The 26,053-nt window shown below is 73.6% G+C and carries 25 protein-coding genes; 16 read left to right on the top strand and 9 right to left on the bottom strand.

All coding sequences use genetic code 11. The annotated features are described in order from the left end of the window. The first annotated feature begins 396 nt into the window (after positions 1-396). Positions 397-1,692: an MFS transporter gene (locus tag CLV63_RS11050; RefSeq protein WP_245928724.1), complete on the top strand. Its 1,296-nt coding sequence runs from the start codon at positions 397-399 to the stop codon at positions 1,690-1,692. Positions 1,693-1,840: 148 nt separating this feature from the next. Then, entirely contained in the window at positions 1,841-2,443 is a 603-nt protein-coding gene (locus CLV63_RS11045) for an HhH-GPD-type base excision DNA repair protein (protein WP_106582859.1), read from the top strand. A gap of 16 nt (positions 2,444-2,459) precedes the next feature. Here CLV63_RS11045 and CLV63_RS11040 read toward each other — a convergent pair whose 3' ends face one another. From CLV63_RS11040 to CLV63_RS11025, 4 genes are all read right to left on the bottom strand, one after another. Further along, entirely contained in the window at positions 2,460-3,326 is an 867-nt protein-coding gene (locus CLV63_RS11040; RefSeq protein WP_106582858.1) for a (2Fe-2S)-binding protein, read from the bottom strand. 274 nt (positions 3,327-3,600) lie between these two features. Next, positions 3,601-4,785 (bottom strand): JmjC domain-containing protein, encoded by a 1,185-nt coding sequence (locus CLV63_RS11035; RefSeq protein ID WP_106582857.1) that lies wholly within the window; start codon positions 4,783-4,785, stop codon positions 3,601-3,603. A 276-nt stretch (positions 4,786-5,061) separates the two neighbouring features. Then, entirely contained in the window at positions 5,062-7,215 is a 2,154-nt protein-coding gene (locus CLV63_RS11030; protein WP_106582856.1) for a prolyl oligopeptidase family serine peptidase, read from the bottom strand. 148 nt (positions 7,216-7,363) lie between these two features. Next, a complete protein-coding gene (locus CLV63_RS11025; protein ID WP_342751382.1) occupies positions 7,364-8,164 on the bottom strand; it encodes a 4'-phosphopantetheinyl transferase family protein in 801 nt (266 codons plus the stop codon). Positions 8,165-8,265: 101 nt separating this feature from the next. On the opposite strand from CLV63_RS11025, the gene CLV63_RS11020 reads away from it, so the two are divergent. The 6 genes from CLV63_RS11020 (at position 8,266) to CLV63_RS11000 (ending at position 14,609) form a co-directional block, all read left to right on the top strand. Next, positions 8,266-9,024, top strand: coding sequence for a DeoR/GlpR family DNA-binding transcription regulator (locus CLV63_RS11020; protein ID WP_106582855.1), 759 nt, complete (start codon positions 8,266-8,268; stop codon positions 9,022-9,024). Further along, the gene (locus CLV63_RS11015) at positions 9,017-10,321 is read left to right on the top strand and encodes an MFS transporter (RefSeq protein ID WP_245928722.1); all 1,305 of its coding nucleotides are present in this window, start codon (positions 9,017-9,019) and stop codon (positions 10,319-10,321) included. The genes CLV63_RS11020 and CLV63_RS11015 overlap by 8 nt, the downstream gene beginning before the upstream one ends. Positions 10,322-10,395: 74 nt before the next feature. After that, a complete protein-coding gene (locus tag CLV63_RS33525; protein WP_170134199.1) occupies positions 10,396-10,566 on the top strand; it encodes a hypothetical protein in 171 nt (56 codons plus the stop codon). Between the two features lie 214 nt (positions 10,567-10,780). Beyond that, complete coding sequence (locus tag CLV63_RS11010) at positions 10,781-11,587, top strand: DeoR/GlpR family DNA-binding transcription regulator (protein WP_106582854.1); 807 nt, start codon at positions 10,781-10,783, stop codon at positions 11,585-11,587. Between the two features lie 353 nt (positions 11,588-11,940). Beyond that, positions 11,941-12,738 (top strand): polyprenol monophosphomannose synthase, encoded by a 798-nt coding sequence (locus CLV63_RS11005; protein WP_106582853.1) that lies wholly within the window; start codon positions 11,941-11,943, stop codon positions 12,736-12,738. Between the two features lie 233 nt (positions 12,739-12,971). Further along, entirely contained in the window at positions 12,972-14,609 is a 1,638-nt protein-coding gene (locus CLV63_RS11000) for a serine/threonine-protein kinase (protein ID WP_245928721.1), read from the top strand. A 126-nt stretch (positions 14,610-14,735) separates the two neighbouring features. Here the strand turns inward: CLV63_RS11000 and CLV63_RS10995 are convergent, their stop codons facing one another. From CLV63_RS10995 to CLV63_RS10985, 3 genes are all read right to left on the bottom strand, one after another. Next, entirely contained in the window at positions 14,736-15,134 is a 399-nt protein-coding gene (locus CLV63_RS10995) for a spore-associated protein A (RefSeq protein WP_106582851.1), read from the bottom strand. 66 nt (positions 15,135-15,200) lie between these two features. After that, positions 15,201-15,785, bottom strand: a complete 585-nt coding sequence (locus tag CLV63_RS10990) for an MFS transporter (protein ID WP_281260721.1) — start codon at positions 15,783-15,785, stop codon at positions 15,201-15,203. Between the two features lie 388 nt (positions 15,786-16,173). Beyond that, positions 16,174-17,595, bottom strand: coding sequence for an FAD/NAD(P)-binding protein (locus CLV63_RS10985; protein ID WP_106582849.1), 1,422 nt, complete (start codon positions 17,593-17,595; stop codon positions 16,174-16,176). A gap of 608 nt (positions 17,596-18,203) precedes the next feature. On the opposite strand from CLV63_RS10985, the gene CLV63_RS10975 reads away from it, so the two are divergent. Next, the gene (locus CLV63_RS10975; protein ID WP_146165546.1) at positions 18,204-18,584 is read left to right on the top strand and encodes a hypothetical protein; all 381 of its coding nucleotides are present in this window, start codon (positions 18,204-18,206) and stop codon (positions 18,582-18,584) included. Between the two features lie 252 nt (positions 18,585-18,836). On the opposite strand, the gene CLV63_RS10970 is transcribed toward CLV63_RS10975, so the two are convergent. Further along, positions 18,837-19,535, bottom strand: coding sequence for a dihydrofolate reductase family protein (locus CLV63_RS10970; protein ID WP_106582846.1), 699 nt, complete (start codon positions 19,533-19,535; stop codon positions 18,837-18,839). Between the two features lie 92 nt (positions 19,536-19,627). On the opposite strand from CLV63_RS10970, the gene CLV63_RS10965 reads away from it, so the two are divergent. Together CLV63_RS10965 and CLV63_RS10960 are read left to right on the top strand one after the other, a co-directional pair. Continuing rightward, entirely contained in the window at positions 19,628-20,131 is a 504-nt protein-coding gene (locus CLV63_RS10965) for a winged helix-turn-helix transcriptional regulator (protein ID WP_106582845.1), read from the top strand. A 289-nt stretch (positions 20,132-20,420) separates the two neighbouring features. Continuing rightward, positions 20,421-21,440 (top strand): phosphotransferase family protein, encoded by a 1,020-nt coding sequence (locus tag CLV63_RS10960; RefSeq protein WP_106582844.1) that lies wholly within the window; start codon positions 20,421-20,423, stop codon positions 21,438-21,440. Here CLV63_RS10960 and CLV63_RS10955 read toward each other — a convergent pair. Then, positions 21,425-22,510, bottom strand: coding sequence for a glutathione S-transferase family protein (locus tag CLV63_RS10955; RefSeq protein ID WP_106582843.1), 1,086 nt, complete (start codon positions 22,508-22,510; stop codon positions 21,425-21,427). The genes CLV63_RS10960 and CLV63_RS10955 overlap by 16 nt on opposite strands. Before the next feature lie 347 nt (positions 22,511-22,857). Between CLV63_RS10955 and fabG the strand changes: the two genes are divergently transcribed. From fabG to CLV63_RS10930, 5 genes are all read left to right on the top strand, one after another. Next, positions 22,858-23,562 (top strand): 3-oxoacyl-[acyl-carrier-protein] reductase, encoded by a 705-nt coding sequence (gene fabG / locus CLV63_RS10950; RefSeq protein WP_106582842.1) that lies wholly within the window; start codon positions 22,858-22,860, stop codon positions 23,560-23,562. Between the two features lie 52 nt (positions 23,563-23,614). Beyond that, the gene (gene fabI, locus CLV63_RS10945; protein ID WP_106582841.1) at positions 23,615-24,379 is read left to right on the top strand and encodes an enoyl-ACP reductase FabI; all 765 of its coding nucleotides are present in this window, start codon (positions 23,615-23,617) and stop codon (positions 24,377-24,379) included. A 149-nt stretch (positions 24,380-24,528) separates the two neighbouring features. Further along, positions 24,529-25,290, top strand: a complete 762-nt coding sequence (locus CLV63_RS10940; RefSeq protein WP_106582840.1) for an SDR family NAD(P)-dependent oxidoreductase — start codon at positions 24,529-24,531, stop codon at positions 25,288-25,290. Positions 25,291-25,354: 64 nt separating this feature from the next. Beyond that, positions 25,355-25,636: a type II toxin-antitoxin system Phd/YefM family antitoxin gene (locus tag CLV63_RS10935; protein ID WP_106582839.1), complete on the top strand. Its 282-nt coding sequence runs from the start codon at positions 25,355-25,357 to the stop codon at positions 25,634-25,636. Beyond that, complete coding sequence (locus tag CLV63_RS10930) at positions 25,633-26,037, top strand: type II toxin-antitoxin system VapC family toxin (RefSeq protein WP_106582838.1); 405 nt, start codon at positions 25,633-25,635, stop codon at positions 26,035-26,037. The genes CLV63_RS10935 and CLV63_RS10930 overlap by 4 nt, the downstream gene beginning before the upstream one ends. Positions 26,038-26,053 lie beyond the last annotated feature (16 nt).

Genomic DNA, 26,053 nt, shown 5'->3' with positions numbered 1-26,053 from the left:
GCAAGAGAACAGGGATAAAACGGACATCGCGGCCTGGCTCCGGTGCTGAGACGGGGCGTGCAATGCGACGGCACGCTGCCGATGACCGCCGACCGGGCCCCACCCGCCGCCCCTGGCACTGCCTTCTCCACCCGGAGACCGTGCATGCGACCGCTGCCCCTGCCCCCGCGGCCCTTGGTGCTTGCTGTTTCCCCACCGCACACCCGCGGGCGGCCCGGCGGCAAGGCCGCCCCGCTGACGGGCCGACCGCGAAAAGCCGAAACGGGCCCACCCGGTGGTGCTCGGGCCCCGACCGGAAGCGGCCGCGGGCCGACCGCGTAGGATCGAGCGGTTCGGGCGGAGTCGGGCGAATCGGACTCCGAGGGGTGTGGGAATGGGTGTGGGAACGGGGCCGCGGTGAGCACACTGGAGGAGTCCGCAGCGGATCGGGCCGTCCGCGACCGAGCCGCGCACATCCAGCGCAGGGCCGTCGCCACCCTGATGCTCTCCCAGGTCGTCGGCGGGGTCGGCATGGGCACCGCGCTCGCCGTCGGCGGCCTCATCGCCGAGCGCCTCACCGGGTCGCAGTCGTGGTCGGGCCTCGCCGTCACCATGATCACCCTCGGTGCGGCCCTGTTCGCGCTGCCGCTGGCCGCGATCGCGGCGCGGCGGGGGCGGCGCCCGGGCCTGAGCACCGGCTGGTTCGTCGCGGCGCTGGGCGCCCTGGTGGTGATCGCCGGGGCGCATATCGGCGTGTTCCCGCTCTTCCTCCTGGGCATGGTGCTGTTCGGCGCCGGCACGGCCACCAACCTCCAGTCCCGGTACGCCGCCGCCGACCTCGCGACGGAGCGCCGTCGGGGCCGTGACCTCTCCGTCGTCGTCTGGGCCACCACCATCGGCTCCGTGGCGGGGCCGAACCTGACCGGGCCCGGCGCGGCGGTCGCGGTGCGGCTCGGCCTGATGCCGCTGCTCGGGCCGTTCGTGTTCGCCGCCGTGGTGTTCGTCGCGGCGGGGCTGCTGACCCTTGTCCTCCTGCGCCCGGACCCGCTGGTCACGGCCAGGGAGATGGCGGCGGGCGCCGACCAGGGCGCGGCCCGGCCGAAGCGGGGCTTCGGCGCGGCCCTGCGCGCGATCGGGCGTACGCCGATGGCCGTCCTCGCGGTCACCACGATCGTCGCGAGCCACGCCGTCATGGTCGCGGTCATGACCATGACACCGGTGCACATGGCGCACGGCGGCGCGGAGCTCACCGTCATCGGCCTCACGATCAGCCTGCACATCGCGGGGATGTTCGCGCTGTCGCCGGTGGTCGGCTGGCTGGCCGACCGCTTCGGCAGGGTGCGGACCCTGCTCGCGGGCCAGGGCATCCTCATCGTCTCCGCCGTGGTCAGCGGCATGGCCGGGCACAGTTCCGCGCTGGTGGCGACCGGGCTCGTGCTGCTCGGCCTGGGCTGGTCGTTCGGCCTGGTCTCGGCCTCGACCCTGCTCGCCGAGTCCCTCGACGTCGCCGATCGCCCCGGCGCGCAGGGCCTGTCCGACCTCGCGATGAACCTCGGCGGTGCGGGGTGCGGCGCGCTGTCGGGGGTCGTGCTCGCGGCGATCGGGTTCGGCGGCCTGAACGGGCTCGCGGCGCTGCTCACCCTGCCGGTCGTGGCCGTCGCCGTGTGGGCGGTCGCGCGCGAGCGGACGGCCGGGCGTCCCTCCGCGTGGTGACGTGGCGCCCGTGCGGCCGCCCTGGCTAGGCTCGACGGCGCGGCCCGGGCAGGGCCGCGCGGACAGCGGGCTCCGGAGCCGCCCGCACCGGCGCGAGGCGAGAGGGGGACGGGGCGCGGGCCTGTCGGCCGTGCGGCCCCGGCACACGATGGACGGAGAAGTTCGGCTCGCACAGCGGCCCGAGGCCGACGCGCTGCTCTCCCGCAGCCCGCTCGCCGCCCTGGTGGGAATGCTTTTGGACCAACAGGTCGCAATGGAGTGGGCGTTCGCCGGGCCCTACACCATCGCCGAGCGGCTGGGCGGCGACGACCTCGACGCCCATGAGATCGCGGCCTACGACCCGGAGCGCTTCGCCGCGCTGCTCTCGGACAAGCCGGCCGTGCACCGCTACCCGGGGTCCATGGCCAAGCGGATCCAGCAGCTCTGCCGCTACCTGGTCGAGCACTACGACGGCGACGCCGAGGCGCTGTGGCGCGACGCCGCAACAGGCACGGAGCTGCTCGCCCGGCTCAAGGCGCTGCCCGGGTTCGGTGCGCAGAAGGCGCAGATCTTCCTCGCGCTGCTGGGCAAGCAGTACGGCGTGGCACCGGAGGGCTGGCGCGGCGCGGCCGGCGCCTACGGCGAGGAGGGGTCGCGCCGCTCCGTCGCCGACATCACCGGTCCGGAGTCGCTGGAGGAGGTCCGCGCGGCCAAGAAGGCAGCGAAGCAGGCGGCCAAGCAGGCGACCGACGGCAAGGGCGCCGGGGCGTGAGCCCGGCGCGCCGGGCTCAGGGCGCCAGCGCGGGGTTGCGCAGCCAGTCCTGGAGTTCGTCGCGGCGCTCGCTGTCGCACTTCAGGGGGCACGTGGTGCAGTACCCGTGCGCGGGGTCGCCCTTGTAGTCGAAGCAGCAGGTGCCGCGGACCGCCCAGGTGCCGCGCGGGTGGTCGGCGCGGAACGGGAAGAGCCGCGGGCGGGAGCGGGTGATGGCTCCGGCGGCGATGAGTGCCTCGCCGAGCGCGTCGGCGCGGGCCCAGGCGTCCTCGGCGTCGCGGCCGAGGAACCGGGCCGGGTTGAGCATGTAGAAGTGCAGGGTGTCGAGCACCCAGCCCCACAGTGTGCGCAGGCCGACGCGGGTGTGCGCGTGCAGCGCGTTGATCATGGGGGAGAACGCCTGCACCATGCGCTCGGCGGCGAGCGCGTTCATGGCGTCGGTGTCGGCGACCACGATGGTGTCGGGGTGCCCGGCGGCGGGGTCGTCGGGCAGGACCGCCATGGTGGTGCTGGTGACCATGGGCCGCCCGAAGCTGGCGTTGACCCGCCAGGGGAACCACAGGTGGGCGACGTCGAGCAGCGGTGCGCGGCCGGTGAGGTAGGTGCCGGCGGCGACCAGGAACACCGGTTCTCGCAGCAGCGCGCGCAGGAAGTGCGTCGCCGCGGGCAGCTTGTGGTCGGGGCCGTGGTGGCGGGTGATCTGGTCGAACAGGACCGGGACCGCGCCCTCGGCGACCATGAGGTCGGCGCGGTACCAGTGCTCGGTGCCGGGGTGCTCCCCGGCGGTGTGCACCTCGCTGGTGCGGACCTCCGGCAGAGGGGCGAACTTCAGACCCGCGCAGGCGTCGATCACCGCCTGGAACGGATGCCGCGGCTCTGCCATCGACGAGGACGCCTTTCGGACGTGGTGGGACGGTGCCGGGCCGGTGGTGAGGCCCCGCGCCGCCGGATGCCGGTGCGCTGCGTATGCGCAGCCAGTGGCGTCGGCGGCTTGAACGACTAACTCTTAGTTGAGGCTACCCTAACGGATCACGGCACAGCAATGAGGCCGCCGCCACGGCACCGCCCCTACCCCGGAGATCCACGTCACACCCCGCGCTCGCCGGGCGGCCGCACCGCGCGGCGCGCGTGCGGTGCGCGCCGCCACCGCCACGGCGTCACTGCGGTCGCAGCACCGCCAGGTGGTGGCGGACCAGGGCGCGCACCACTCCCGCGGCGGTCTCCACCGGGACCCCGGCGCCGTCGGCGAGTGCGCGGACGGTCGCGCTGCGCCGCCAGGCGAGTTCGGCGAGGACCGGTTCGGCGGCGGCGGGGAACCTGTACCGGCGCCCGGAGACGGTGAGCGCCACGTGCGCGCCCTCCTGTTCCAGCGGCGGCGCGAGGATCGGCACGAACTCCACGACCTCGCCGGGGGCCGGGGCGGTGCCGTCGACCGCGTGCGGCAGAGCGAAGGACTGCCGCCGGGGGAACCGGGCGTCGCGCGCGGCGAGGAACGCGCCGAGGTCGTGCTCCCCTGCCAGGTCGATGAGGGTGCTGACGAGTTCGTGCTGGTGCTTGCGCTGCTCGTCGGGCGGCGCGAACCGGGGGAGGTCGCGGCGGAACACCTCGACGTCGTAGAGCCGCTCCAGCAGCGAGCGCACCCAGTCGACCCCGGTGGCGCGCGTGAAGCCGAAGGTCAGGTGCATGCTGACGGTGCCGGTGCCGCGGACGGTGTGCCACCAGCCGCGCGGCACGTGCAGCACCTGGCCGGGGCGCAGCACGCCCTCCCACAGCACCCCCTCGGGCGGGGTGTGGGAGTGGTCGGAGTCGACCTTCATGGGGTAGGGGCGGCTGCCGGGCCCGTGCACCTGCCACGACTTGGTGCCGGTGAGCTGCACGATGAACGTGTCGTGGTCGTCCCAGTGGGTGTCGAAGCCGTGCGATTCGCCCCAGATCAGGTACAGGTTGACCTGCGCCTTCTCCTGGACGAGCCGCATCAGGTCGTCGGTCGCCGCGCGGACGGGCGGGTGCAGCCGGTCGACGCCGTCCATGACGAGGCTCGCCCCGCCGCGCAGCTCCGTGTACAGCGCCTCCGGGTTGATGGTGCGGCGCGCGGCGCCGGAGGACTCGCCGGGTTCGGTGTAGCGCTCGACGGGAACGGGCGACCCCTCGCGGTGCAGGCGCAGCCGGGGCGGTTCGAGGGTGCCGGCGCCGAGGATGGCGTTGAGGTCGTCGAAGGTGAGGAGGGGCCGCACCGTGTCGGCCCCGAGGTCGGCGAACACGAAGTCGTTCGACAGCCGGGCGCTCAGCAGGTCCGGTCCCACTGCGGACGCGAGGGTCTCGGTGAACAGGCGGTCGGTCACGGCGGGTGTCCTCCGGTGGCTGCGGCGGATGGTGGGGACGGGCGGCGGCCGGCGGGCGGCGCGTGCCGCGCGGCCGGCCGCCGGAGGACGGGACGCCCTCCGGCGGCCGGGTGGGGCGGCAGGGTCAGATGAAGTCGGAGCTGGAATCGGTGCCGTCGCTGTCGCTGCCCGCGGTGATGTCACGCGAGGTGACCTCGTGCAGGTCCTCGACCTCGACCTCGAACTCGTTCGGGTCCATACGTCCCGCCTTTCTTGCCGTTCCGGTCTCTCCGGTGATCACGGAGCCTGCCTTGGGGCGAGCCCCGTCCACGCGGCGGCGAACGCGTGCGCGTCGGCCGCGAGGTCGATGGCGCGGCTCACGGACCGCGGCCCGTGTCCGACACCGTGCTCGTAGCGCAGCAGCGCCCGATCCGGGGCGCGGCCGCCCGCGCGCAGGGCCGCGCACATCTTGCGGGGGTGCGCGGCGTCGGTGCGGGTGTCGCCGTGGAACCCCGTGAGCAGCACGGCCGGACCATCGCCGGTCGGCGCGGCGAGCGCGGCGTGGTAGGGGGAGTAGGCCATGAGCGCGGCGAAGTCGTCGGGGTCGGCCGCGGTGCCGAACTCCCTGGTCCACATGGCGCCGAGACCGAGCAGCTCGAACCGGGCCATGTCGGCCAGCGGGGCCGAGGCGATGACCGCCGCGCACAGGTCGGGGCGCTGCGCGGCGGCGGCGAGGACGAGCAGCCCGCCCGCCGAGCCGCCGGACAGGCACAGCTGGGTGCGGGCGCACACGCCCGCGCCGACCAGGGCGTCGCCCGACGCGATGAGGTCGCGCACCGCGCGGACCTTGCCCCGTCCCGAGCCCTGGCGGTGCCAGGCGCGCCCGGCGTCGCCGCCGCCGCGCACGTGCGCCACCGCGTAGCGGCCGCCGGCGTTCAACCAGGCCAGCACGGTCGCGCTGAATCCGAACTGGCGGGGGCGGCCGAAGCCGCCGTAGCCGTGCAGGATGGTCGGCCCGGGCCGGTCGAATCCGGCCCGCGAGAACACGGTCACCGGGATCGGCGTGCCGTCGTCGGACACGCCGGTCAGGACCTGCCGGGGGACGGGCGCGGTGGTGCGGGCGGCGCCGGGCGCGGCGGGGGGCCACCGGTTCGGCCGGTGCTCGCCCGGCCGCCAGGTCAGCACCACCAGTTGGGTGGCGACATCGGCGTAGCTCAGCGACACGGAGCCGTCGTCGTGCGCGTGCAGCCCGGTGATCATGCCCTCGCCGGGGAGGGGGAGCGGCAGGGAGTGGCTGCCGCCGTACACGTTCAGCGTGCTCAGCCCGAGGCGGGTGTGCGCGGTCACGACCCGGGTGTCGCCGGGCGCGCCGGCGGGCGCGAACCCGTCGAGGGTGGCGTCGGCGGACTCGGGCACCACCTCGCGCCAGTGCTCCGGGCCGGGCGCGGCGGGGTCGGCCGCGCACACCCGGCGGCGCGGCGCACCCCAGGTCGTGCGGATGTAGAGGAGGCCGTCGGGGCCGATGTCGGCGTCGTTCTCCGCGTCGGCGCCGACCTGGACCGGCAGCAGCGGCGGCGCCTCGGCCGGGCCCGCGTCGAGGTCGGCGAGCCACAGGTCGTTGCGGTGCCCGGTGCCGTGGCTCTCGGTGACGATCAGCCACCGGCCGCGGCGCACGCGGACACCGGGGACGGTGCGCGGTGCCGCGCACGCGTGCACGAGGACGTCGGCGTCCGCGGAGATCCGGTGCAGCCAAACGCCCCTGCGCCCGTCGGCGCCGTCGCGCCGGACGTAGTAGAAGGCGGGGGATCCGGTGCCGGGCAGCCACGCGACGTGGGAGTAGCGCACGCCGCCGATGGGCGCCTCGACGGTCCGTCCCGTCGCGGTGTCGAGGACCCGCAGCTCGCCGCGTTCGACACCCCCGCTGGAGGTCTGCACCGCCACGTGCCTGCCGTCGGGCGACGCCTCCCAGGCGTCGAGGGTGGTGCCGCCGCTGGGGTCGAACGCGGCGGGGTCGAAGAGCACCCGCCGACCGCCGCCGGTGAGGGCGAGCAGGCGGGGGTGCTCGGCGCCGGCCGTGCGCAGGGTGGCGAACGCGGTGCCGCCGCGCCACTGCGGCGGCGACCAGAGGTCGGCGGCGACGAGACCGCGGATCTCCGAGCGCAGCCACCCACGCAGCGGCCAGCGCCGCACAGCCTCGGCGAACTCGGGTTCGCGTTCGGCCAGCCACGCCTGGGTGGCGGGGGAGTCGGGTGCCTCGAGCCAGCGGAAGGGGTCGGGCACCCGGCGCCCATGCGTCACCTCCGCCTCGGGCCCGCCGTCGCCGCGGCCCCCACCCGGAGTGCGGGCCCGTGCGACCGAGCGCGCGCTCAAGGAGCGCCCGGGGCAAGGGCCGTGCGGCGGGCACGTGCGGCAAGGGCCGCACTGGGGAGGTTCGGCACGACTGCAATACATCAACCAGCCGCAGTCGGGGTCAAGGCAGTCGTGGCTTACCCGGGGAGCAGGGGAATGTGTCGGTATCCCCATGTTTAGCCGCGCGGACGCCGTGTTCGCGGTGCTCGGCGCGGGTCCGGCGGGTCCGGCGGGTGCCGGGCCGGGGCGTTCAGCGGGGATGGACGCCGAGGAGCGGCGCGGCGTCCTGGTGGGCGACCCGGACCTCGCCGGGGGCGAGCACGGCGAGGGCCGCGCGGTAGTCCGCGCCCGCGTCGAGGTCGGTGAGGTACACGGCGCCCGGCGCCTCGGGGGTGCGCCACGACCGGACCACGGCGGGCTCGTGCGGCGGCCCGACCTGCACGACGGTCAGCCCTTCGGAGAGGCCGTCGCCGGTCGCCTTCAGCAGGGCCTCCTTGCGGGCCCAGTAGGTGAAGAAGCCCGCCGTGCGCACCGGGGCGGGGAGCGCGCGCCAGTCGGCGTGCTCCCCGCCGGCGAGCGCGTACTTCGCCAGGCCGTCGACGTCGCGGGCCCCCGTGACCTGCTCGACGTCGACGCCGACGGCGGCGCCCCGGGTGAGGGCGAGCACGACCCGGTCGCCGGAGTGGCTGAGGGACATCTCCAGGCCCGCGGCGGGGCCGGCGGGGTGCGGCTTGCCGTGCGGTTCGCGGTCGCGCTCGCCGCGCCGCTCGCAGGAGCGGCAGCGGTGCGCGAACCCGACCTCCTCCGGGGCGCACCCAGCGGCGTGCGCGCACGCGACCCGCGCGAGCGCGTGCGCCACCGTGTAGCGGTCGCGGTCGGCCGCGCGCTGGAAGCGCGCGCGCCGGGCCCGTTCGGAGTCGTCGAGGAGCGCGAGGAGCCGCGGCCCGGCCCAGGAGGGGTCGGCCCACCACAGGGAGCACGCGACCGCCGTGGAAGCGGGGCTGTGCGCGGCGGGGTCGACCGGCCGGGACGACGGGTCGGGATGTACCACGGTGCGCTCCTTCGGGCCGGTGGCCTGCTCGGGCCACGAGTTGTGCGAATGATCTGTTCGGATCTCTGCGAAACGAACGGAGTCTATGTTTGAATTGTCGGATGGACAGTGCTGAACGCTTCGACGTGATCGTGACCGGGTTGCAGGACTCCGGCACGGTCACCGTCATCGGCCTCGCCGAGGCCACCGGGCATTCCGAGATGACCATCCGCCGCGATCTCGACCAGCTCGCCGCGAAGGGCGTGCTGCGGCGGGTCCGCGGCGGAGCCGTCAGCCTGATGCCGCGCGGGCAGGAACCGCCGTTCGCCGTCCGCGAGCGCCAAGGAGCCGACGCGAAGAAGCGTATCGCCGCCGCGGTCGACGCACTCGTCGGCGACGGCGAGGCCGTGGTGCTCGACAGCGGCACCACCGCCGTCGAGGTCGCCGCGCGCTTCGCCGGGCGGGCGCTGACCGTGATGCCGCTGTCCCTCCAGGCGTCCCGTGTGCTCGCCGAGCGCCCCGACGGGCGGCTGCTGCTGCCGGGGGGCGAGGTGCGCCCCGGCGAACTGTCGTTCATCGGCCCCCTGGCCGAGGCGTCCCTCGCCGCCGTGCGCTTCGACACAGCCGTCCTGAGCTGCTGCGGGATGTCCGCCGCCGACGGTGTCACAGCTCACGACCTCGGCGACGTCGCGACGAAGCGGGCCGCCATGCGCTCGGCGCGGCGCGTCGTCATGATCGCCGACTCCGCCAAGCTCGGCCAGGTCGCCATGGGCTACGTGTGCGCCGCCGGCGACCTCGACGTCCTGGTGACCGACACCGACGCCCCCGATGCCACCGTGTCCGAGATCCGAGCGAGCGGAGTGACCGTCCACTGTGTCTGAGCCCCGGAACAGCCCCGACCCCGCCCCCGCCACCTCCGCTGCGGCGAAGCCCGGCAGGCACCTGCGGCGCGCCCGGTTCGCCGTCGCCGCGTACTTCTTCCTGGCCGGGATGGTCCTCGCCACCTGGGCGTCGCGCATCCCCGCCGTCAAGCAGCAGACCGGACTCGACGAAGGCGGCCTGAGCATCGCCCTGCTCGGCCTCGCCGTCGGCGCGCTCGCGGCGATGCAGGTGGCGGGGCGGCTCGCGGACCGGTTCGGCAGCGTCGCGACGCTGCTGCCCGCCGCGCTGCTCGCCGTGGCGACGCTCGTCGGCCCCGGCCACGCCTACTCGCTGCCGATGCTGTTCGCCACGCTGTTCGCGCTGGGCGCCGGGCACGGCCTGGTGGACGTGCCCATGAACGTCGAGGCCGCCCGGGTCGAGCGTCACTACGGTCGTCCCATCATGGCCTCATTCCACGCCGCGTTCTCCGTCGGGATGTTCGTCGGCGCCGGGGTCGGCGCGCTCGCCGCGGCGACGGGGGTCGGCGCCGCCGCCACCTTCTGGGCCGTCGCCCTCGTCCTGCTGGTGCCCGCTGTCGCGGTGCGCCGGATGCTGCTGCCCCGGGAGGACCCCGGCCCGGCCGCCGCGGCGGAGGCGCCCGCGGCTGCGGACACCTCCGGGACCCCGCGCGCGAGCGGCGCGCGACCGCCCCGGATCCGCGCGAAGACGGTCCTGTTCGGAGTCCTGGCGTTCGCCTGCTTCCTCGGCGAAGGCGCGGCGACCGACTGGACGACCGTCTACCTGCACGACGAGCTCGCCACCTCCGGCGCGCTCGCCGCAGTGGGCTTCGCCGTGTTCTCGGCGACGATGGCGGCGGGGCGGATGGTCGGCGACCGCCTCACCGCCCGGTTCGGCCCGGTCGCCATCGTGCGTGCGGGCGGCCTGCTCGCGGCGTGCGGCCTCGGCGCGAGCCTGCTGGTGCCCTCGCCCGCGGTCGCCATCACCGGGTTCGGCCTCCTGGGCGCCGGGCTGTCGTGCATCGTGCCGCAGATCTTCACCGCCACCGTCAACGACGACCCGCTGCGCGCGGGGCGCAACCTCGGGTTCGTCGCCGGGCTGGGCTACCTGGGGATGCTGAGCGGCCCGGTGGTCATCGGCGCCATCGCCCACGCGCTCACCCTGACGATCGCGCTGGCGGTCCCGGCGGTACTCGCGCTGGGAATCGCCGCGGGCGCGGCCGCCATCAGGCCGTCGCGGCCGGTGGGCGGCGCGGCGGACCACGGAGATAACGAAAATATCTCGCGCACCGGGGTGTAGGGCGACACGCCGACGGGCATCGACCGGGTGACCCCGGTTCGTGCCGGGGCGGGTTCACCTTGGGGGAGGCGGACATGTCGGTCCTGGCCCTGTTCGGCGGCGCGGTCATCATCGCGCTCGTGCTGCTGGTGGCCTTGTTCATCGCGGCCGTCTACCACGGTGCCGGGTCCGATACCGGCGACGGCTACGCCGACAACGACACGATCGACCAGTCCTTCCAGACGCACGGCGTGCACTACCGCTGACCGGTGCCCCGGCACCCTGCGGCGCCCCCGCCCCCTGCGGCGGTCCGGCCCTCTGCGGCGGCCCGGGTCCGCGACCGCTCCTGATCGCGCCGCGACGCCCGGGATCCCTTGCCCCGGGCCCGGTTCCCGCGCGTCCCCGCACTGCGCCCTGTTTCGTACGCCGCGACCGTTTATGATCGGAGCGCATCATTTCGCAGCGGGAAGGGCCACCGAGATGGCAGAGGACGGAAAGCCGGCGTTCGCCGCCGAGCGGCGCGAACGCATCCTGGAGCTCGTTCGCGCGAACGGTGCCATGGCGCTGCGCGACATCGCGAACCAGGTGCGCGCCTCGGAGGTGACCGTCCGGCGCGACGTGCGCGCCCTGGAGGCCGAAGGGCTCATCGACCGGCGCCGCGGCGGCGCCGCACTGCCGGGGCGGCTCGGCCATGAGCAGAGTTACGCGCAGAAGACGCGCCAGGCCGCCCCGGAGAAGCTGGCCATCGCGAAGGCGGCGGCGCGGCTCGTCGAGGACGACGACGCGATCGTCATCGGCGCGGGGAGCACCACCGAGGCGCTCGCACGCGAACTCGTGGGCCGCCAGAACCTCACCGTCGTGACCAATTCGCTGCTCGTCGCCCAGGCGCTCGCCAACGCCAACGGGGTCGACGTCGTGCTCACCGGCGGTTCGCTGCGCGGATCGATCCTGGCCCTCGTCGGCGCGGCCGCCGAGCAGTCGCTCCAGGGCCTGCGGGTGCACCGGGCGTTCGTCTCCGGCAACGGCCTCACGGCCGAACGGGGGCTGAGCACGCCCAACCCCGCGGTGGCGAGCGTCGACCGCGCCATGGTCGCCACGGCGCAGGAGATCGTGGTGCTGGCCGACAACACCAAGATCGGTGCCGACACCATGGTGCAGACCGTGGCCCCCGAGCAGATCTCCCAGCTCATCACCGACAACCACGCCGACCCCGAGGTGCTGATGACCTTGGAGGACATGGGCACCGACGTCCACGTCGCGGTCCTGGCGGTGGATCGGGGCGAGTGAGGCCGGCCGTCCGACCGGGCGGCTCCGGTCAGAATGTCTGATCGAAAATGATCTTAGTTTTCCGCGTTTGATTGGCTGGTGCGCTCATGTGGTCGGCGCACCACCGTGTGGGTCTGCGCGGGATCGGGGCTGCGCGCGGGGCCGGCCGGCGCCCTCAACGCCGCCTACCTGGGCGTCCCGCGCCGGGCCGGGGCGGGCCGCTCCCGGGCGAGCGCCCCGCCCGCGACCGCGTACGCTGCGTCCTACGAACGACGATCGGGGAGTGGCGCCGGGCTCCGCGGGAATCAGCCCAGTAGGTCGCTGTGCACCACGGCTCCCCGTGCCCGCCCGATGACGCTGGAGGAGACCCGCCTATGCCGCCCCCGCCCGTGTCGCTGCCCGAACCCTGGTCCCTCTCCCGGGTCGCCGTGGTGGTGCCCACCTACAACGAGGCCGACAACCTCCCCGTTCTCGTGGACCAGGTCATGGCGCTCGACCTCCCCGGGCTGAGCATGGTCGTCGTGGACGACGGGTCCCCCGACGGCACCGGTGACATCGCCGACAAGCTCGCCGCCGAATACGGCGGCGAGGCGTCCGGGCGCATCACCGTCGTGCACCGCACCGCGAAGGACGGCCTGGGCCGCGCCTACATCGCGGGCATGACCCGCGCGCTCGACGACGGCGCCGACTTCGTCGCCCAGATGGACGCCGACCTCAGCCACCCGCCCGCCTACCTGCCGCAACTGCTGGGCACCCTGCTGGCCACCAACGCCGGCGTCGTCATCGGCAGCCGCTACGTGCCCGGCGGCAGCCTCAGCGACAACTGGGGGCTGCGGCGCCGCCTGCTGTCGGGGTGGGCCAACACCTACGTGAAGGCCATCCTGGCCATGCCCGTGCGCGACGTCACCGCGGGGTTCAAGATGTGGCGGCGCAGCGCGCTGGAGTCCATCGACCTGGCGTCGATCCACAGCACCGGGTACAGCTTCCAGGTCGAGATGCACTTCAGGGCGTTCCGCCGCGGCCAGAAGATGCTGGAGATCCCCATCCACTTCGAGGACCGCCAAGAGGGCGACAGCAAGATGGACCTCGCGGTCCAGGTCGAATCGGCGCTGCGCCCGTTCCAGCTCCGCAAGCACGAGCGCGACCTCCGCCGCCGCGACCACGAGCGCTAGGAGCGCGCCGCGCCCGTTCCGCGTTCCCCGCTGATTCTGCCGGAACCGACGGAACGGGTCCCCCAAGTGCCGTCAGGGGACCCGTTCCGGCACTGTCGGCGTGCTCGCGGGCGCCCATTCGGTTCCGCCAGGGCGGTGCCGATACGATCGTTGGACCGCAGTCGTCCTGCCCCACGACTGCGTGTGCCTCTCTCCCCTCCCGCGATGGATCACGAGATACCCCAATGCCGCCGGTGAACCCCACGAACGCCTCCTCTGTCCTGCTGCCCAGCACGGCAACCGACCTCACGCCGGAGGACCCCCGCACGGTCGGCCCGTTCCGGCTGCTCAAGCGCCTCGGCTCGGGCGGCATGGGGGTGGTCTACGCCGGCGCCGACGGGCAGGGGCGCGTCGTCGCGGTGAAGGTGGTGCACACCGAGTACGCCTCCGACGTCGAGTTCCGGGCCCGGTTCGCCCGCGAGGTCGACCTGCTGGGGCGGGTGGGCGGCGCGTGCGCCGTGCCGCTGCTCGGCGCCGACCCCGGTGCCGCGCGGCCCTGGCTGGCCACCGCCTACGTCGTCGGGGCCACCCTCGGCGCCTACGTCCGGCGCAACGGGCCCCTCGAACAGACCCTCCAGCGCGGCCTGGCGGCGGGCGTCGCCGAGGCGCTCACCCGCATCCACGACGCGGGCATCGCCCACCGCGACCTCAAGCCGTCGAACATCATCCTGTCGCCCGACGGTCCGCGCGTCCTCGATTTCGGCATCGCGCGCGCCATCGACGAGACCGCGCTGACCCGCACCGGGTCCGTCGTCGGATCACCCGGCTGGATCAGCCCCGACCACTACAAGGGCGCCCCCGCGTCCTTCTCCGACGACGTGTTCGCCTGGGGCGCGATGGTCGCCTACAGCGCGACCGGGCGCCCCCCGTTCGGGCGCGGCAACGCCGACGCCATCGGCTACCGGGTCCTGCACGAGCAGCCCGACCTGCACGGTTTCAACGGCGAACTCGCCGACCTCGCCCGCGCGGCCCTCAGCAAGGACGCCCGGCAGCGGCCGACGGCCCCGCAGCTCCTCGCGGCCACCGCGTCCATCGGCCAGCGCTTCGCCGCGAGCGTCGCCAGCGCGCCGGAGGCCACCCACGTGCTGTCCCGCGTCCTCGACGACAACTGGACGGGGGTCCAGGTCCCCACCGGCAAGGAGTTCGCGGTCGAGGCCGAGAAGGGCGGCGGCCGGCGCATCGGGACCGTGGTGGCGGCGTCCCTGGTCGCACTGGCGCTGCTGCTCACGGCGGGGGGCGCGGCCGTGGCCGCCGTCACCGGTGAGGCGCCGTGGAAGCTGGTCACCGGCGGCGACTCCGGCGCCGCGCAGGCCGGCCAGGACCCCGGCCCCGACCAGGCGGGCCCCGACCTCCCCTCCGGCAGCCCCTCCACCAACGCCAAGGGCAAGGCGGAGAAGTCCGACAAGTCCGAGGCGCAGGAGAAGGACGGCAAGGGCGGCGAGCCGGGGGAGAAGAAGGCGGGGGCGAAGTCCACGACCGGCATGGCCGTGCTCGGCCCGGCGGCGGGCGCCGGCGGCGCGAAGCCCTCGGGCGCCCACGTAGTGGGGCTGGCCCCCACCGAAGGCGGGAAGACGCGCTGGGCCAGGCTCGACGGCGCCCAGGTGCTGTGCGCCTGGAGCTTCTGCCAGTCCGCGGGCAACAAGCCCAAGGAGGGCGCGCCGGGCACCACCCCGTCGTCGCCGGGGGCGCTCAGCGGCCACCTCGCCAAGGGCAACGCCGGGATCCTCGCCGAGGTCACCTACAAGGTCGACGGCAACGGCGTCGCCACCATCAGCAAGGTCGTCGAGCACCACCGCAGCAAGGGCGACGGCGTGGCACCACCCTGGGCGTAGCCCGTGCCCCGAGGGCGATCTCGCCCTCGCCGGCCGCCTTCGGTCGGACCTGAGGTGCGCGCCGGCCCGGGCCCCCGCTGCGCGATAATCGCGAAGCGGCGCAGTAGGGGCGACGGCCGTTCGCGGTCAGCCGCAGTTGGTGCCGGTACGAACCACCCAGGTGGAGCCGATCATGCCGCCCCAGTCCACGCACGACCCCGCCGCCGCGAGGTGCACGGGGCCCGCGTACTGGGCGAACTGCCCGGAGTCCTTCGCCCACGGGCCGCCCGACGCCTTCTTCACCGCGGCGTCGGCCCGGACCTTGCCCTTGTTCGCCAACACGGTGACCACGCAGTTCTTGCCTGAGGAGCCGTTGTAGGTCAGGAACACGGTGCCCTTGCCGCCGATGTCGGCGGAGTTGACCACGCGGAATCCCTTGCCGCAGACACCGTTGTACCCGGCCGCCGCGGCGGGGGCCGCGGTCACCAGCGAGCCGAGAAGCAGGGACGCGGTCGCGACGCCGACGGCAAGGGGCTTGAACTTCATCTCGGGTTCCGAATCCGTGGGTGGGCCCCCGCCGGGCCGGGGACCTCGCTGCTGCGGTGCCCCGGCTCAGCCGGGGCCGTGCCCGGGCCTCCGCGGCGGCGCCGGGGAACGGGACGGGTCGAGCCTAGTACCACCCGCATCAACCCGCACACGCAGGCCCGCCACCACCGCCGCCGCGAGCACTGGAGCGCCCGCCAGCGCGAAGCACAGCTCCAGCGGGAGCCCCGACACCATCAGCCCACCCGCGGCGGCTCCCCCGGACACCCCCGCGTTGAACGCCGTGTTGACCCATGCGTTCGCCCGCGTCCGGGCGTGCACCGGGGCGGCATCGTCCACCATGAGGTAGGCGGTCGTCAGCGCGGGTGCCACGAACACCCCGGCGAGCGCGCTCACGGCGGCGAGCGCGCCGATCCCCGGGGCGAACCCCGCTGCGGCGAGGCTCACCCCGAATCCGGATCCGAGCAGCGCCAGGCGCACGCGAGCGCCCGAGCGCCACGTCAGCGCACCGTAGGCGAGCCCGCCCAAGGCGCTCCCCGCGGACAGGGCGGCGAGCACCCACGACGTCGCGCTCCCTTGTCCGCCCTGTTCGACGGAGAGGTCTGGGCCCCGGCGGGGTCGTGCCGGCTGCGTGGTGGGGAGAAGCAGCAGCAAGGACGGTGGGGGTCCGGGCTCCGGCGGAGGCGATCCGGCTTCTGTGGTGGGTCGGCCCGTTCGCTGGGCGGCCTTGTCCCCAGGCCGGATCCCCGTGGTCTGCGGTTACAAGCAGCAGCAACGGCGCGCGGAGCCCGGGGTCTGGCTGGATCGGGCCGGTGCGCGGTGGGGACAAGCGGCACCAACGGCGCGCGGGGATGTAGGTCTTGAAGCGATCAGGCCGGTCTTCTTGGGGTCGGTCCGTCTGCTGGGCGGCCTTGTCGGCGTGCCGCGCGCGGGTGATCTGCGGCCAAAAGCGGCGCCAAGGGCGGCGAGGGGTCGGGCTCGTTGGGTCCGCCCGCATCCCGGGGTCCGTTGGACTCGTGCGTCGGTCGGGCGGGCGGTGGGGTCAGGGGATGGTGGCGGGGGCCACGCGGCGGTTGCGGAGGACTGTGTCGGCGATGCGTTCGGCGAGCGGCTCGGCTTGGGCGCGGATCTCCGGGATTGCAGTGGTCTCGTAGAGCTGCCCCCGGCGCACCGGGCCCAGCGCGAACAGGCGGCGGCTCACCAGCCCCGACGGGGTCACCAGCGCGCCTCGCGGGCAGGTGGCAAGCCCGAGTCCGAGGTGGTCGGGGCGGGCCGTGCCGTCGCTGATCAGGCGACGGATCAGCGGTGAGCGGGCCGGAACGCCGCCGGTGCAGTTGACCACGGCGTCGACGTCGATGACGGTGCCGTCGGACAGGCGTGCGCTGCTGCGCCGTCCGTCGTCCTCCAGTGCGGTGACGCGGCCGGTGTGCAGCCGGACGCGGCCACTCGCGCGCAGATGGTCGAACCGGTCGGCGACCTCGGGCGCCATGCGGTGGCGCGCGGACTCCCAGTGGCGCGCCAGCCGGGCGAGGAACACCTCCTGCTCCGCAGGAGTCAGTCCCTGCCAGAGGTCGGCGGTGTGCGGGCGGACGGAGTCGACCACGTGCCGCCAGTCGCCCGGGTAGGCGTCGATCGCGGCGCGCAGCCGGCGCAGGAGGGTCCGCAGCGGCAGTGGGGCGCCGTCGGTGGAACGCAGGTCGACGAGTCCCGGAGGCGCGACGAGGGGCAGGCGGTGCCGCCGGGGGACCAGGCCGCGGCGCGAGACCGCGTGCACCACGGTGTCGGGGTCGGCGGCACACATGGACAACGCGGTGTCGACCATGGTGAGGCCGGTGCCCACGGCGAGGGCGGCGCCACAACCGCGCAGGGACGCGAACCCCGACACCGGGTGCCACGGGTCGGCCACCACCGGCGCTCCGCCGGTGCGCGCGGCGTCGAAGGTGCCGCCGAGGACGGTCGGCAGCGACGCGGGGGTGCCGCCGGTGGCGAACACGGCGGCGGCTGCCTCCATGCGTGCTCCGCCGGGCAGCTCCAATACGACGCGGTCGGCGTCGGCATGGGCGGCCACCACCCGATCGCGTCTGAACACGACCTCGGCGTGCGGGGCGGCGCCCGCGGCGGCGGTGGCGAGGGAGGCGTCCAGGTAGTCGCCGTAGCAGGAGCGCGGCAGGAAGGTGTCGGGCCCGCAGGGGACGCCGCTCTTGGCCGCCCACTCCACCAGGTGGCCGGGTCGGTCGGGGAGAGCCGACATCGATTTGGCAGGGGAGTTCAGCAGGTGCCGGGGGTCGGCTGTGGCGTAGGCGGTGCCGCGGCCGTGGCGACCGTGCTCGTCGATGACCACGATCCGGTAGCGCAGCCGCAGCCAGGCGGTCGCACGCAGCAGTGCGATCGCCGTGACGGTGGCGCTCGCGCCGCCGCCGACGAAGGCGATGACCGGCCGCGCGGTCGGCACCTGGTTCGACATAAACCTACTCTAGCGATCGGAAATTCGGGGTTGAAGTATGCCGCGGATGCGGATACCCCGGAATCCAGCCTACGGCTCGGCGCCGCCGACCGTTGTGCACCACGGGAACCCGAACGCCGTGCCGCCCGGTTTCCCGTCCTGCTGGCCTGCTGGCCTGCTGGCCTGCTGGCCTGCTGGCCCGCCCGTCGGGCAGGGAGGCCGCCGCGGGATGTGGGTAGTGCAGTGGTCGCCATGGGGGCCCGGCCCATGCACCACGGATGTGTTCACGGTTCAGGTGACCGTGGGCGGCAACCACCCCCTCCTCCCGCGACACGAGGCCGTGAGCACACCCACCCCTCCCGACGCGCGGGACTGCTGCCCTCCGGGATGCGCGGCTGGTGCGGTGCCCGGTGCCCGGTGCCCGGTGCGCGGTGTCCGGGATGCCGGGAGTGTGACGCAAAGGCGGGCAGGCGATGAAGGGTGCTTTGCCGGGATATGATCACTCTTCGGTTAATGTTGACAACTCTGAGTGGTGAACACGCTCCGGGGTCGCGAGGGTCGCACGGGTCGCGCGAAAGGCGTCCTCCGGGGTGTCGCCCGCGTACCCGAGGCAAAAGGGGGCCCACCCCATGCGTTTGGTCCACTCCGCAGCCGCCGCCGCGATGCTCGCCGCTTCCCTCGCAGCTGCCAGTGGACCCCCGCCCGTCGTCGCGAACGACAACGTGGTCAGCCCGCAGAGCGCCACCGCCGGGTCGGCGACCGTCCTGAGCGTCAAGTGCGACCGGGTCGACAGCACCGGGTTCGTCGAGTCCGACGCACTGAACGCCGGCAACGTCCGGTTGAACGGCAAGAGGTCGGTGCAGGTGCGGATGGGCGCGGCGACCGGCGAGTTCATGGCCAAGGTCTTCTGCGTCGACGGCAGCGGCCCGAAGAACGGCCGCATCACCGTCACGGCAGGCGCCCACCCGCAGGGCGGCGCGCACACCGGGTTCGGCGGTTCCACCGCGTGACCCGCTGACGGCCTCGGTCACCGATTGCAGGCCGTCGCAGCGGGGGCGCGGGACGGTGTCGGCGCGGCTGCCGCAGGAGCGCGGCCGCCGCCCGCTTCTGCCGGCTCGGACGGCGCGCCACACCAGTGGCTGTTGGGGTACCGGTCCGGATTCGGCCGGGAGGACGTGTCTCGGCGGTCGCTGCTGCGCAGCAGCGACCGCCGAGACACGTCCTGATCGGGACAGGCCGGGCCGGCACCCCACAACAGCCGCTCAGAGCGTGGTTCCGGCCGGGCGCCAGGGCTGGTCGGTGGCCGGATCCGGGTCCGTGGCGGCGCGGGAGAACGTCACGTGGATCGTCCCGCTCTCCGCCGCTTCCGTGGTGACCTTGTACTGCGACTCAAGTCCGCGGAGTTCGTCCCAGAGCCGGACGCCGCCACCGAGCAGGATCGGGGCGATCGCGACGTGGAGTTCGTCGACGAGCCCCGCTTTGAGGAAGTCGCGCACGACGGTGGGGCCGCCGCCGATCCGGACGTCGGAACCCGCGGCCTCCGCGGCCGCGAGGGCGAGCGCCTCTTCCGGTGTCGCCGAGACGAAGTGGAAGGTCGTGCCGCCCTCCATGGCGAGGGGCGGCCGCTTTTCGTGGGTGAGGACGAAGACCGGCACTTGGAAGGGTGGGTTCGGGCCCCACCAGCCGTGCCATTCCGGTTCGTTCGGGTGGAGGTCGAGGCCGAACATCCGCGCGCCCATGATCTCCGCGCCGATGTCGAAGTAGGTGGCGGCGTACTTGTCGTCGACCCCCGTGGTGCCCTTCCCTGTGGTGTCGCCCAGGACGCGGGTGCGGAAGGTCCGCGTGGCCGTATACGCGTTGACCAGGCGGTACCAGTCTTTGCCGAGCGGTTCCTCCGGTGTCCCGTCCGTCGTCGTGCCGTACCCGTCGAGGGAGATGTTCAGATCGGCGCGCACCTTCATCGGTGTCCTCCATTGGATCAAGTGCTTGCATATAGCAATTACTTTAACAACGGCCGCTGTGATTGCAAGTCGCAATCACATATGCTGCGGGCATGAACAGCGCACCGCGCTCTGGATGCGCGATCAACGCAGCGGTGGAGGTCCTGGGCGATCCGTGGTCGATGCTCGTACTGCGCGACATCATGTTCGGCAACAGGCGGCACTTCCGGGAACTCGTGACGAACTCCGAAGAGGGCATCGCCACCAATATCCTGTCCAGCCGCCTCAAACAGCTCGTGGCCGAGGGTCTCCTCACCCGCGACGACGCACGCCGTGGCCAGCGCGCGACGTACTCGCTCACGGAGTCGGGCATCCGCGTGCTGCCCGTCATGGTCGCCCTCGGCGATTGGGGTCTCGCGCACCGCGAGGGCGACCTACGGCTGCGGGTCCGCGCCGAACTGCTCCGCGACGGCGGTCCCGAACTCGTCGAGGCGATGATGGACGAGCTCCGCGAAGCGCACCTCGGCACACCGAGGCCCCGACCGGACGCCCCGCGCCCGAGCGAACAGCTCGCCGCCGCCTACCACGCCGCCATCGCGACGACCGGCGACCCATGACCGGCGCGCCGACGTGCCCCGGCCGCCCGGCGCCGAGAGCGGCGATGCGAGCGGACCGGCCGCGCGTCGGGTGACGAACGGACGCCACCGCCCGGTGGCGGTCGGCTGCCACCGCCCGGCTGTGGACGGAAGCCACCGCCCGGCGGGGCACGCGCCCGGGTCCCGCCTCGGCGGAGGCACGCCGGGTGCCCGCGAGGGCGCGGCGTGGACGAGCGTGCTGCGGTATATTGCGGCAGCCGACCGACCGTCTGGTCGGTCCGGCGGTGAGCCACCAGCCGCAGGAGGCGCGATGCCCGGCACCGACCCGCAAGGACTGGACCTTCGCCGCTTGCGCGACTACCTCGACGCGCGAAGCCCCGGCCTGTGCAGCGGCGAACTCGCGGCCGAGATCATCCCGGGCGGGCGCTCCAATCTCAGCTACCGGGTGGGCGACGGCCGCAGCGAATGGGTGCTGCGCCGCCCCCCGCTCGGGCACGTGCTGCCCACCGCCCACGACATGGCCCGCGAGCACCGCGTGATCACCGCCCTCGCAGGCACCGCCGTCCCGGTCCCCGCGACCGTGCTGCTGTGCGAGGACCCCGCGATCCTCGGTGCCCCGTTCTTCCTCATGGAGTACGCCCCCGGCACCCCCTACCGGACGGCCGATCAGTTGGACGCGCTCGGCGCCGAGCGCACCCGCGCCATTGTGCTGTCGCTCGTGGACACCCTTGTCGACCTGCATACTGTCGCTCCTGCGGAGGTCGGGCTCAGCGACTTTGGCCGCCCCGACGGTTTCCTCGAACGCCAGGTGCGGCGCTGGGGCCGCCAACTCGACGCCTCGCGCAGCCGCGACCTTCCCGGCGTCGACGAACTGCGCAGCGGGCTCGCCCGGCGGCTGCCCGCCTCGCCCGCCGCAACCGTCCTGCACGGCGACTACCGTTTGGACAACGTGCTGATCGGCGCCGACGACCGGATCACGGCCGTCCTCGACTGGGAGATGTCGACCCTCGGCGACCCGCTCACCGACCTCGCCGTACTGGTGGCCTACAGCGGGAGCGACATGCCCGCGGTCGCCGGGGTGAGCACCGCCGTCGACGCCCCCGGCTACCCGGACACCGGCGAGATCGTCGCCCGCTACGCCGAACGCTCCGGCCGCGACGTCTCAGAACTCGACTGGTACCTCGGCCTGGCGGCGTTCAAACTCGCGGTGATCCTGGAGGGCATCCACTACCGCTACACCCAGGGCAATACCGTCGGCGCCGACTTCGAGGGCATCGGCGACGCAGTCCCCGACCTGGTCGCGAGCGGCCTGCGCTACGTCGCCGACTGAGAGTGCTCGTCGGCCTCCCCGCCCCGCTGAGCGTGCCCGTCGGCGTCCCCACCCCGCTGCTCGCCCGCGTCGGTCCCCTCGCCCCGCTGCTCGTGCGCGTCGCCACCCCCGCCCCGCTCGTGCGGGGCGCCGAAGTCCGGCAACGGTCCGACCGGCACGATCCGGCGCGGGTTCAACCCCGGGTGGGTCGTGTAGTAGTGCCGCCTGATGTGGTCGAGGTCGAGCGTGTCGCCGAACGCCGGGACCGAGTACAGGTCGCGGGTGTAGCCCCACAGGTTCGGGTAGTCGACGATCCGCCGCAGGTTCGCCTTGAAGTGGCCGACGTAGACGGCGTCGAACCGGGCCAGGGTCACCCACAGCCGCACGTCGGCCTCTGTGATCGCGTCGCCGGTGAGGTAGCGGCGCCCGGCGAGCCGGTCCTCCAGGAGGTCGAGGGTCGCGAAGAGGTCGGCCACCGCTTCGTCGTAGGCCTCCTGGGTCGGGGCGAAACCGCACTTGTAGACGCCGTTGTTGACGGTGCGGTACACCAGCGCGTTCAGCTCGTCGATCTCGGGGCGCAGCGCCTCGGGGTACAGGTCGGGACCCTCGGCGTCGGCGCCGAACGCGGCGTTGAGGTCCACGGTGATGTCGGGGAAGTTGTTGCTGACGATGCGCCGGGTGCGGGTGTCCCACAGCACCGGGACCGAGACGTGCCCGTCGTAGCCCGGCTCGGTGGCCTCGTACACCTCGCTGAGGAGGGCGAACCCGCCGACCCGGTCGGGTCCGTGGCCGGCCCCCTCGCGGAACGCCCACCCGCGCCCGTCGCGGACCGGGTCGACGACGCTCACCGATACCGCTTCGGTCAGGCCCTTCAGCGCGCGCACGATCAGGGTGCGGTGCGCCCACGGGCAGGCGTAGGAGACGTACAGGTGGTAGCGGCCCGACTCGGCGGGGAACTCCGCCGACCCGATCCGGCCGCGGAACGAATACGGCGGACGTTCGAAGCGCGGGGTGGTGGGCGCGGTCAGCGCGGCGCCGTAGTCGCCGTGCAAGGCGAAGTCCACGGGGGTCGCGACGAAGACCGACGGCATGGCGCACTCCTGACGTCCCGGGGCGTGCCAACGGCCGCCCGTCCGCGGCTCCCAGGCTACCGGCACCGCCCCCGCGGGTCGCGGGGCGCCGGGCGAACCGGGACAATGGCACCACCCATGGCGCGGGCGCCGCCGGCGGCCGAGGGAGCGTTCTGCGAGTGTTCTGCGAGTCTTCTGAAACGGCTTTCGGGCCGTCGGGCTCGCAACGGCTTCCAGGCCACGACCTGGTACCGGTCGCGACCTCGGTTCGGGGTACCGGCCGGTAGCCCGTTACCCTGCTGTCCGTCCCCACCCATCATCTTCGCTGCTCCGCGCAGCACCGCTTTCGGCGAAAGGGCCCGCTTACTATGTCGCGCTCGGTACTGGTCACCGGTGGAAACCGGGGGATCGGCCAAGCAATCGCCCATGAACTCGCCGCGGCCGGCGACAACGTCGCCGTGACCTACCGCTCCGGCGAACCCCCCGCCGGGCTGCTCGGCGTCCCCTGCGACATCACCGACTCCACCCAGGTCGACGCCGCGTTCAAGCAGGTCGAAGAGGCCCAGGGCCCGGTCGAGGTGCTGGTCGCCAACGCCGGCATCACCAAGGACCAACTCCTCGCCCTGATGAGCGAGGACGACTTCAGCTCCGTCCTCGACACCAACCTGACCGGCGCGTTCCGGGTGGCGAAGCGCGCCGTGCGCGGCATGATGCGCAAGCGCACCGGGCGCATCGTGCTGGTCTCCTCGGTGGTCGGCCTGATGGGCTCCGGCGGACAGGTGAACTACGCCGCGTCAAAGGCCGGCCTGGTCGGCTTCGGCCGCTCGCTCGCCCGCGAGATCGGCTCCCGCGGCATCACCGTGAACATCGTGGCCCCCGGGTTCATCGAGACCGCGATGACCGCGGCCCTGCCCGAGGAGCGCCAGGCCGAGATCAAGAAGAACGTCCCGCTGGGCCGCTACGGCAGCACCGAGGAGATCGCCAAGACCGTGCGCTTCCTCACGAGCGACGGCGCCGCCTACATCACCGGGGCCGTCATCCCCGTTGACGGCGGCCTCGGAATGGGCCACTGACCCGCACCAGCCCCTCCCGCGTACGGAACACGGAATCAGGACGAACATCTCCATGGGAATTCTCGAAGGCAAGCGCATCCTCGTGACCGGGGTGCTCACCGACTCCTCCATCGGCTACCACGTGGCCCGGCTCTGCCACGAGCAGGGCGCGACCGTCGTCCTCACCGGCTACGGGCGGCTGAGCCTGGTCGAGCGCATCGCCAAGCGGCTGCCCGACGCGCCCCCGGTGCTCGAACTCGACGTCACCGACCAGGGCCACCTCGACAGCCTCGCCGAGCGCATCAGCGAGCACGTCGACGGGATCGACGGGGTCGTGCACTCCATCGGGTTCACCCCGCAGGAGGCGCTCGGCGGCAACTTCCTCAACACCGAATGGGCCGACGTCGCCACCGCGATGCACACGTCGACGTTCTCGCTGAAGTCCCTCGTCATGGCGGTGCAGCCGTTGATGAAGGACGGCGGATCGGTGGTGGCGCTCGACTTCGACAACAGCGTCTCCTACCCCATCTACGACTGGATGGGCGTGGCGAAGTCCGCGCTCACGTCCACCGCCCGCTACCTCGCCCGGTACCTGGGCGAGCAGCAGATCCGGGTGAACCTGGTGTCGGCGGGGCCGCTGAAGACCATGGCCGCGCGCAGCATCCCCGGCTTCGAGGAACTCGCCTCGGCCTGGCCCGAGCGCGCCCCGCTGGGCTGGGACACCGGCAACCCGGAGCCGGCGGCGAAGGCGGTCGTCGCGCTGCTGTCGGACTGGTTCCCCGCCACCACCGGCGAGATCGTGCACGTCGACGGCGGCTTCCACTCGACCGGCGCCTGAACCCACTCGGCACCGCGCGAGGCGGTCACCGGCCCCGGGGTGTGCGGGTCGCGGGCGCCCGCCCCGGCGGGAAGCCTCGCCCGCATCCGCCGCCGCGCACGGCGCCGGCCGCACCAGGAAGCCGCATCAGGAACACGGGGGATACGCACATGGATCTGGGGCTCACCGGAGCGCGGGTCGTCGTCACGGGGGCGAGCCGCGGCATCGGCCGCGCCATCGCGCAGACCTTCGCGGCGGAAGGCGCCGACCTCGCCCTCTGCGCGCGCGGCGGCGAGGCGCTCGACCGCACGGCCGAGGAGCTGCGGTCCGGCGGGGCGAAGGTCGTCGCGGAGCGGGTCGACGTCGCGGCGGACGACGACCTGGACCGATTCATCGACCGCGCAGCGGCGGAGCTCGGCGGCATCGACGTCCTGGTCTCCAACGTGTCGGCGGGCAGTTCGACACCGCCCGACCAGTGGGAGCGCAACGTCGCCGTCGACCTGATCCCGTTCGTCCGGATGACCGACCGCGCGGAGGAGCACCTGGCCGCCTCTGAGCGGGGCGGCGCCGTGGTGCTGGTCTCCACCACCTCCGCCCTGCACACCGGTCCGCCCTCGGGGGCGAAGGCGTACGGGGCGGTCAAGGCGGCGCTGAACCACTACGCCGCCGCGCTCGCGCGCACACTCCCCCCGAAGGGGATCCGCGTCAACACCGTCTCGCCGGGCCCGATCGAGTTCGCGGGCGGCGGCTGGGCGAAGCGCAGGGAGCAGGAGCCGGAGTTCTACGCCGCGGTGCGCGACCAGATCCCGATGGGGCGGCTCGGCGGCCCCGAGGAGGTGGCCCGCGCGGCGGTGTTCCTCGCGAGCCCGGCGGCGTCCTTCATCTCGGGCGCCAACCTGGTGGTCGACGGCGGCTTCCTCGACCGGGTCTGACACCGCGGCGCCGGGACTGCCGCAGAACATTGATGTACCTATATTTTGTAGGTACATTTGGTGCATGGACACCATCGGCTTGAGAGAGCTCAACCAGAACCCGTCCCGTGCGGTCGCCCGGGTACGGGCCGGACATTCTCTTCTCGTCACCGATCGGGGAAGTCCGGTGCTGCGGATGGTTCCCGAGCCGGACCACCCGGGACCCATGCAGCAGATGATCCTCGACGGTGAGGCGACTGCACCTGTCGAACAGGGGATGCCCGATCTGATCCCCGAACTGGCCCCGGAGACCGACAGCCTGGCCGATCTCCTCATCTCTGAGCGCGCCAGGGAGCGCGACCGGTGATCTACTTCGATTCGTGCGCCCTTCTCAAGTTCATCAAGGCCGAACGTGAGACTGATGCGCTGCGCCAATGGCGGTCGTCTCTCCCCGCCGGTACCGAACTGGTCACGAGTGCACTCGCGCGGCTGGAGATCACCCGGACCCTTATCCGTATCGGGACCGACCACCAGCGGGTGCCCTATTTTGCCGACCAGGCGCTGAAGGGCCTCTACCTCATCGACCTGTCCAGCACGGTTCTCGCACGCGCGATCGCCTACCAGGTGCCGCGGCTCGGCTCGTTGGACGCCATCCATCTCGCGACGGCCGATCCGTTCCGTTCGGAGTTGACCGAGTTCGTCACCTACGACAACGAGTTGACGAAGGCGGCGGCGGATCTGGGGTTCCCGGTGCTTGCTCCCGGGTGAAGGAGTCGTGTGCGCG

Origin of the sequence: Murinocardiopsis flavida, assembly GCF_003014485.1 — a bacterium.
Lineage (GTDB): Bacteria > Actinomycetota > Actinomycetes > Streptosporangiales > Streptosporangiaceae > Murinocardiopsis > Murinocardiopsis flavida.
The sequence above is the reverse complement of the archived record's forward strand: the minus strand, read 5'-3'. Positions and strand labels throughout refer to the sequence as shown.

Bases quoted from the DNA above. Each gene is read 5' to 3' on its own strand.
- fabI (WP_106582841.1), top strand. From the start codon at position 23,615: ATGGGAATTCTCGAAGGCAAGCGCATCCTCGTGACCGGGGTGCTCACC.
- CLV63_RS10970 (WP_106582846.1), bottom strand. From the start codon at position 19,535: ATGAAGGTGCGCGCCGATCTGAACATCTCCCTCGACGGGTACGGCACG.
- CLV63_RS10965 (WP_106582845.1), top strand. From the start codon at position 19,628: ATGAACAGCGCACCGCGCTCTGGATGCGCGATCAACGCAGCGGTGGAG.
- CLV63_RS10935 (WP_106582839.1), top strand. From the start codon at position 25,355: ATGGACACCATCGGCTTGAGAGAGCTCAACCAGAACCCGTCCCGTGCG.
- CLV63_RS11040 (WP_106582858.1), bottom strand. From the start codon at position 3,326: ATGGCAGAGCCGCGGCATCCGTTCCAGGCGGTGATCGACGCCTGCGCG.
- CLV63_RS11005 (WP_106582853.1), top strand. From the start codon at position 11,941: ATGCCGCCCCCGCCCGTGTCGCTGCCCGAACCCTGGTCCCTCTCCCGG.
- CLV63_RS10975 (WP_146165546.1), top strand. From the start codon at position 18,204: ATGCGTTTGGTCCACTCCGCAGCCGCCGCCGCGATGCTCGCCGCTTCC.
- CLV63_RS10995 (WP_106582851.1), bottom strand. From the start codon at position 15,134: ATGAAGTTCAAGCCCCTTGCCGTCGGCGTCGCGACCGCGTCCCTGCTT.
- CLV63_RS11030 (WP_106582856.1), bottom strand. From the start codon at position 7,215: ATGTATTGCAGTCGTGCCGAACCTCCCCAGTGCGGCCCTTGCCGCACG.
- CLV63_RS10960 (WP_106582844.1), top strand. From the start codon at position 20,421: ATGCCCGGCACCGACCCGCAAGGACTGGACCTTCGCCGCTTGCGCGAC.
- CLV63_RS11045 (WP_106582859.1), top strand. From the start codon at position 1,841: ATGGACGGAGAAGTTCGGCTCGCACAGCGGCCCGAGGCCGACGCGCTG.
- CLV63_RS33525 (WP_170134199.1), top strand. From the start codon at position 10,396: ATGTCGGTCCTGGCCCTGTTCGGCGGCGCGGTCATCATCGCGCTCGTG.
- fabG (WP_106582842.1), top strand. From the start codon at position 22,858: ATGTCGCGCTCGGTACTGGTCACCGGTGGAAACCGGGGGATCGGCCAA.
- CLV63_RS11010 (WP_106582854.1), top strand. From the start codon at position 10,781: ATGGCAGAGGACGGAAAGCCGGCGTTCGCCGCCGAGCGGCGCGAACGC.
- CLV63_RS10985 (WP_106582849.1), bottom strand. From the start codon at position 17,595: ATGTCGAACCAGGTGCCGACCGCGCGGCCGGTCATCGCCTTCGTCGGC.
- CLV63_RS11020 (WP_106582855.1), top strand. From the start codon at position 8,266: ATGGACAGTGCTGAACGCTTCGACGTGATCGTGACCGGGTTGCAGGAC.
- CLV63_RS10955 (WP_106582843.1), bottom strand. From the start codon at position 22,510: ATGCCGTCGGTCTTCGTCGCGACCCCCGTGGACTTCGCCTTGCACGGC.
- CLV63_RS10940 (WP_106582840.1), top strand. From the start codon at position 24,529: ATGGATCTGGGGCTCACCGGAGCGCGGGTCGTCGTCACGGGGGCGAGC.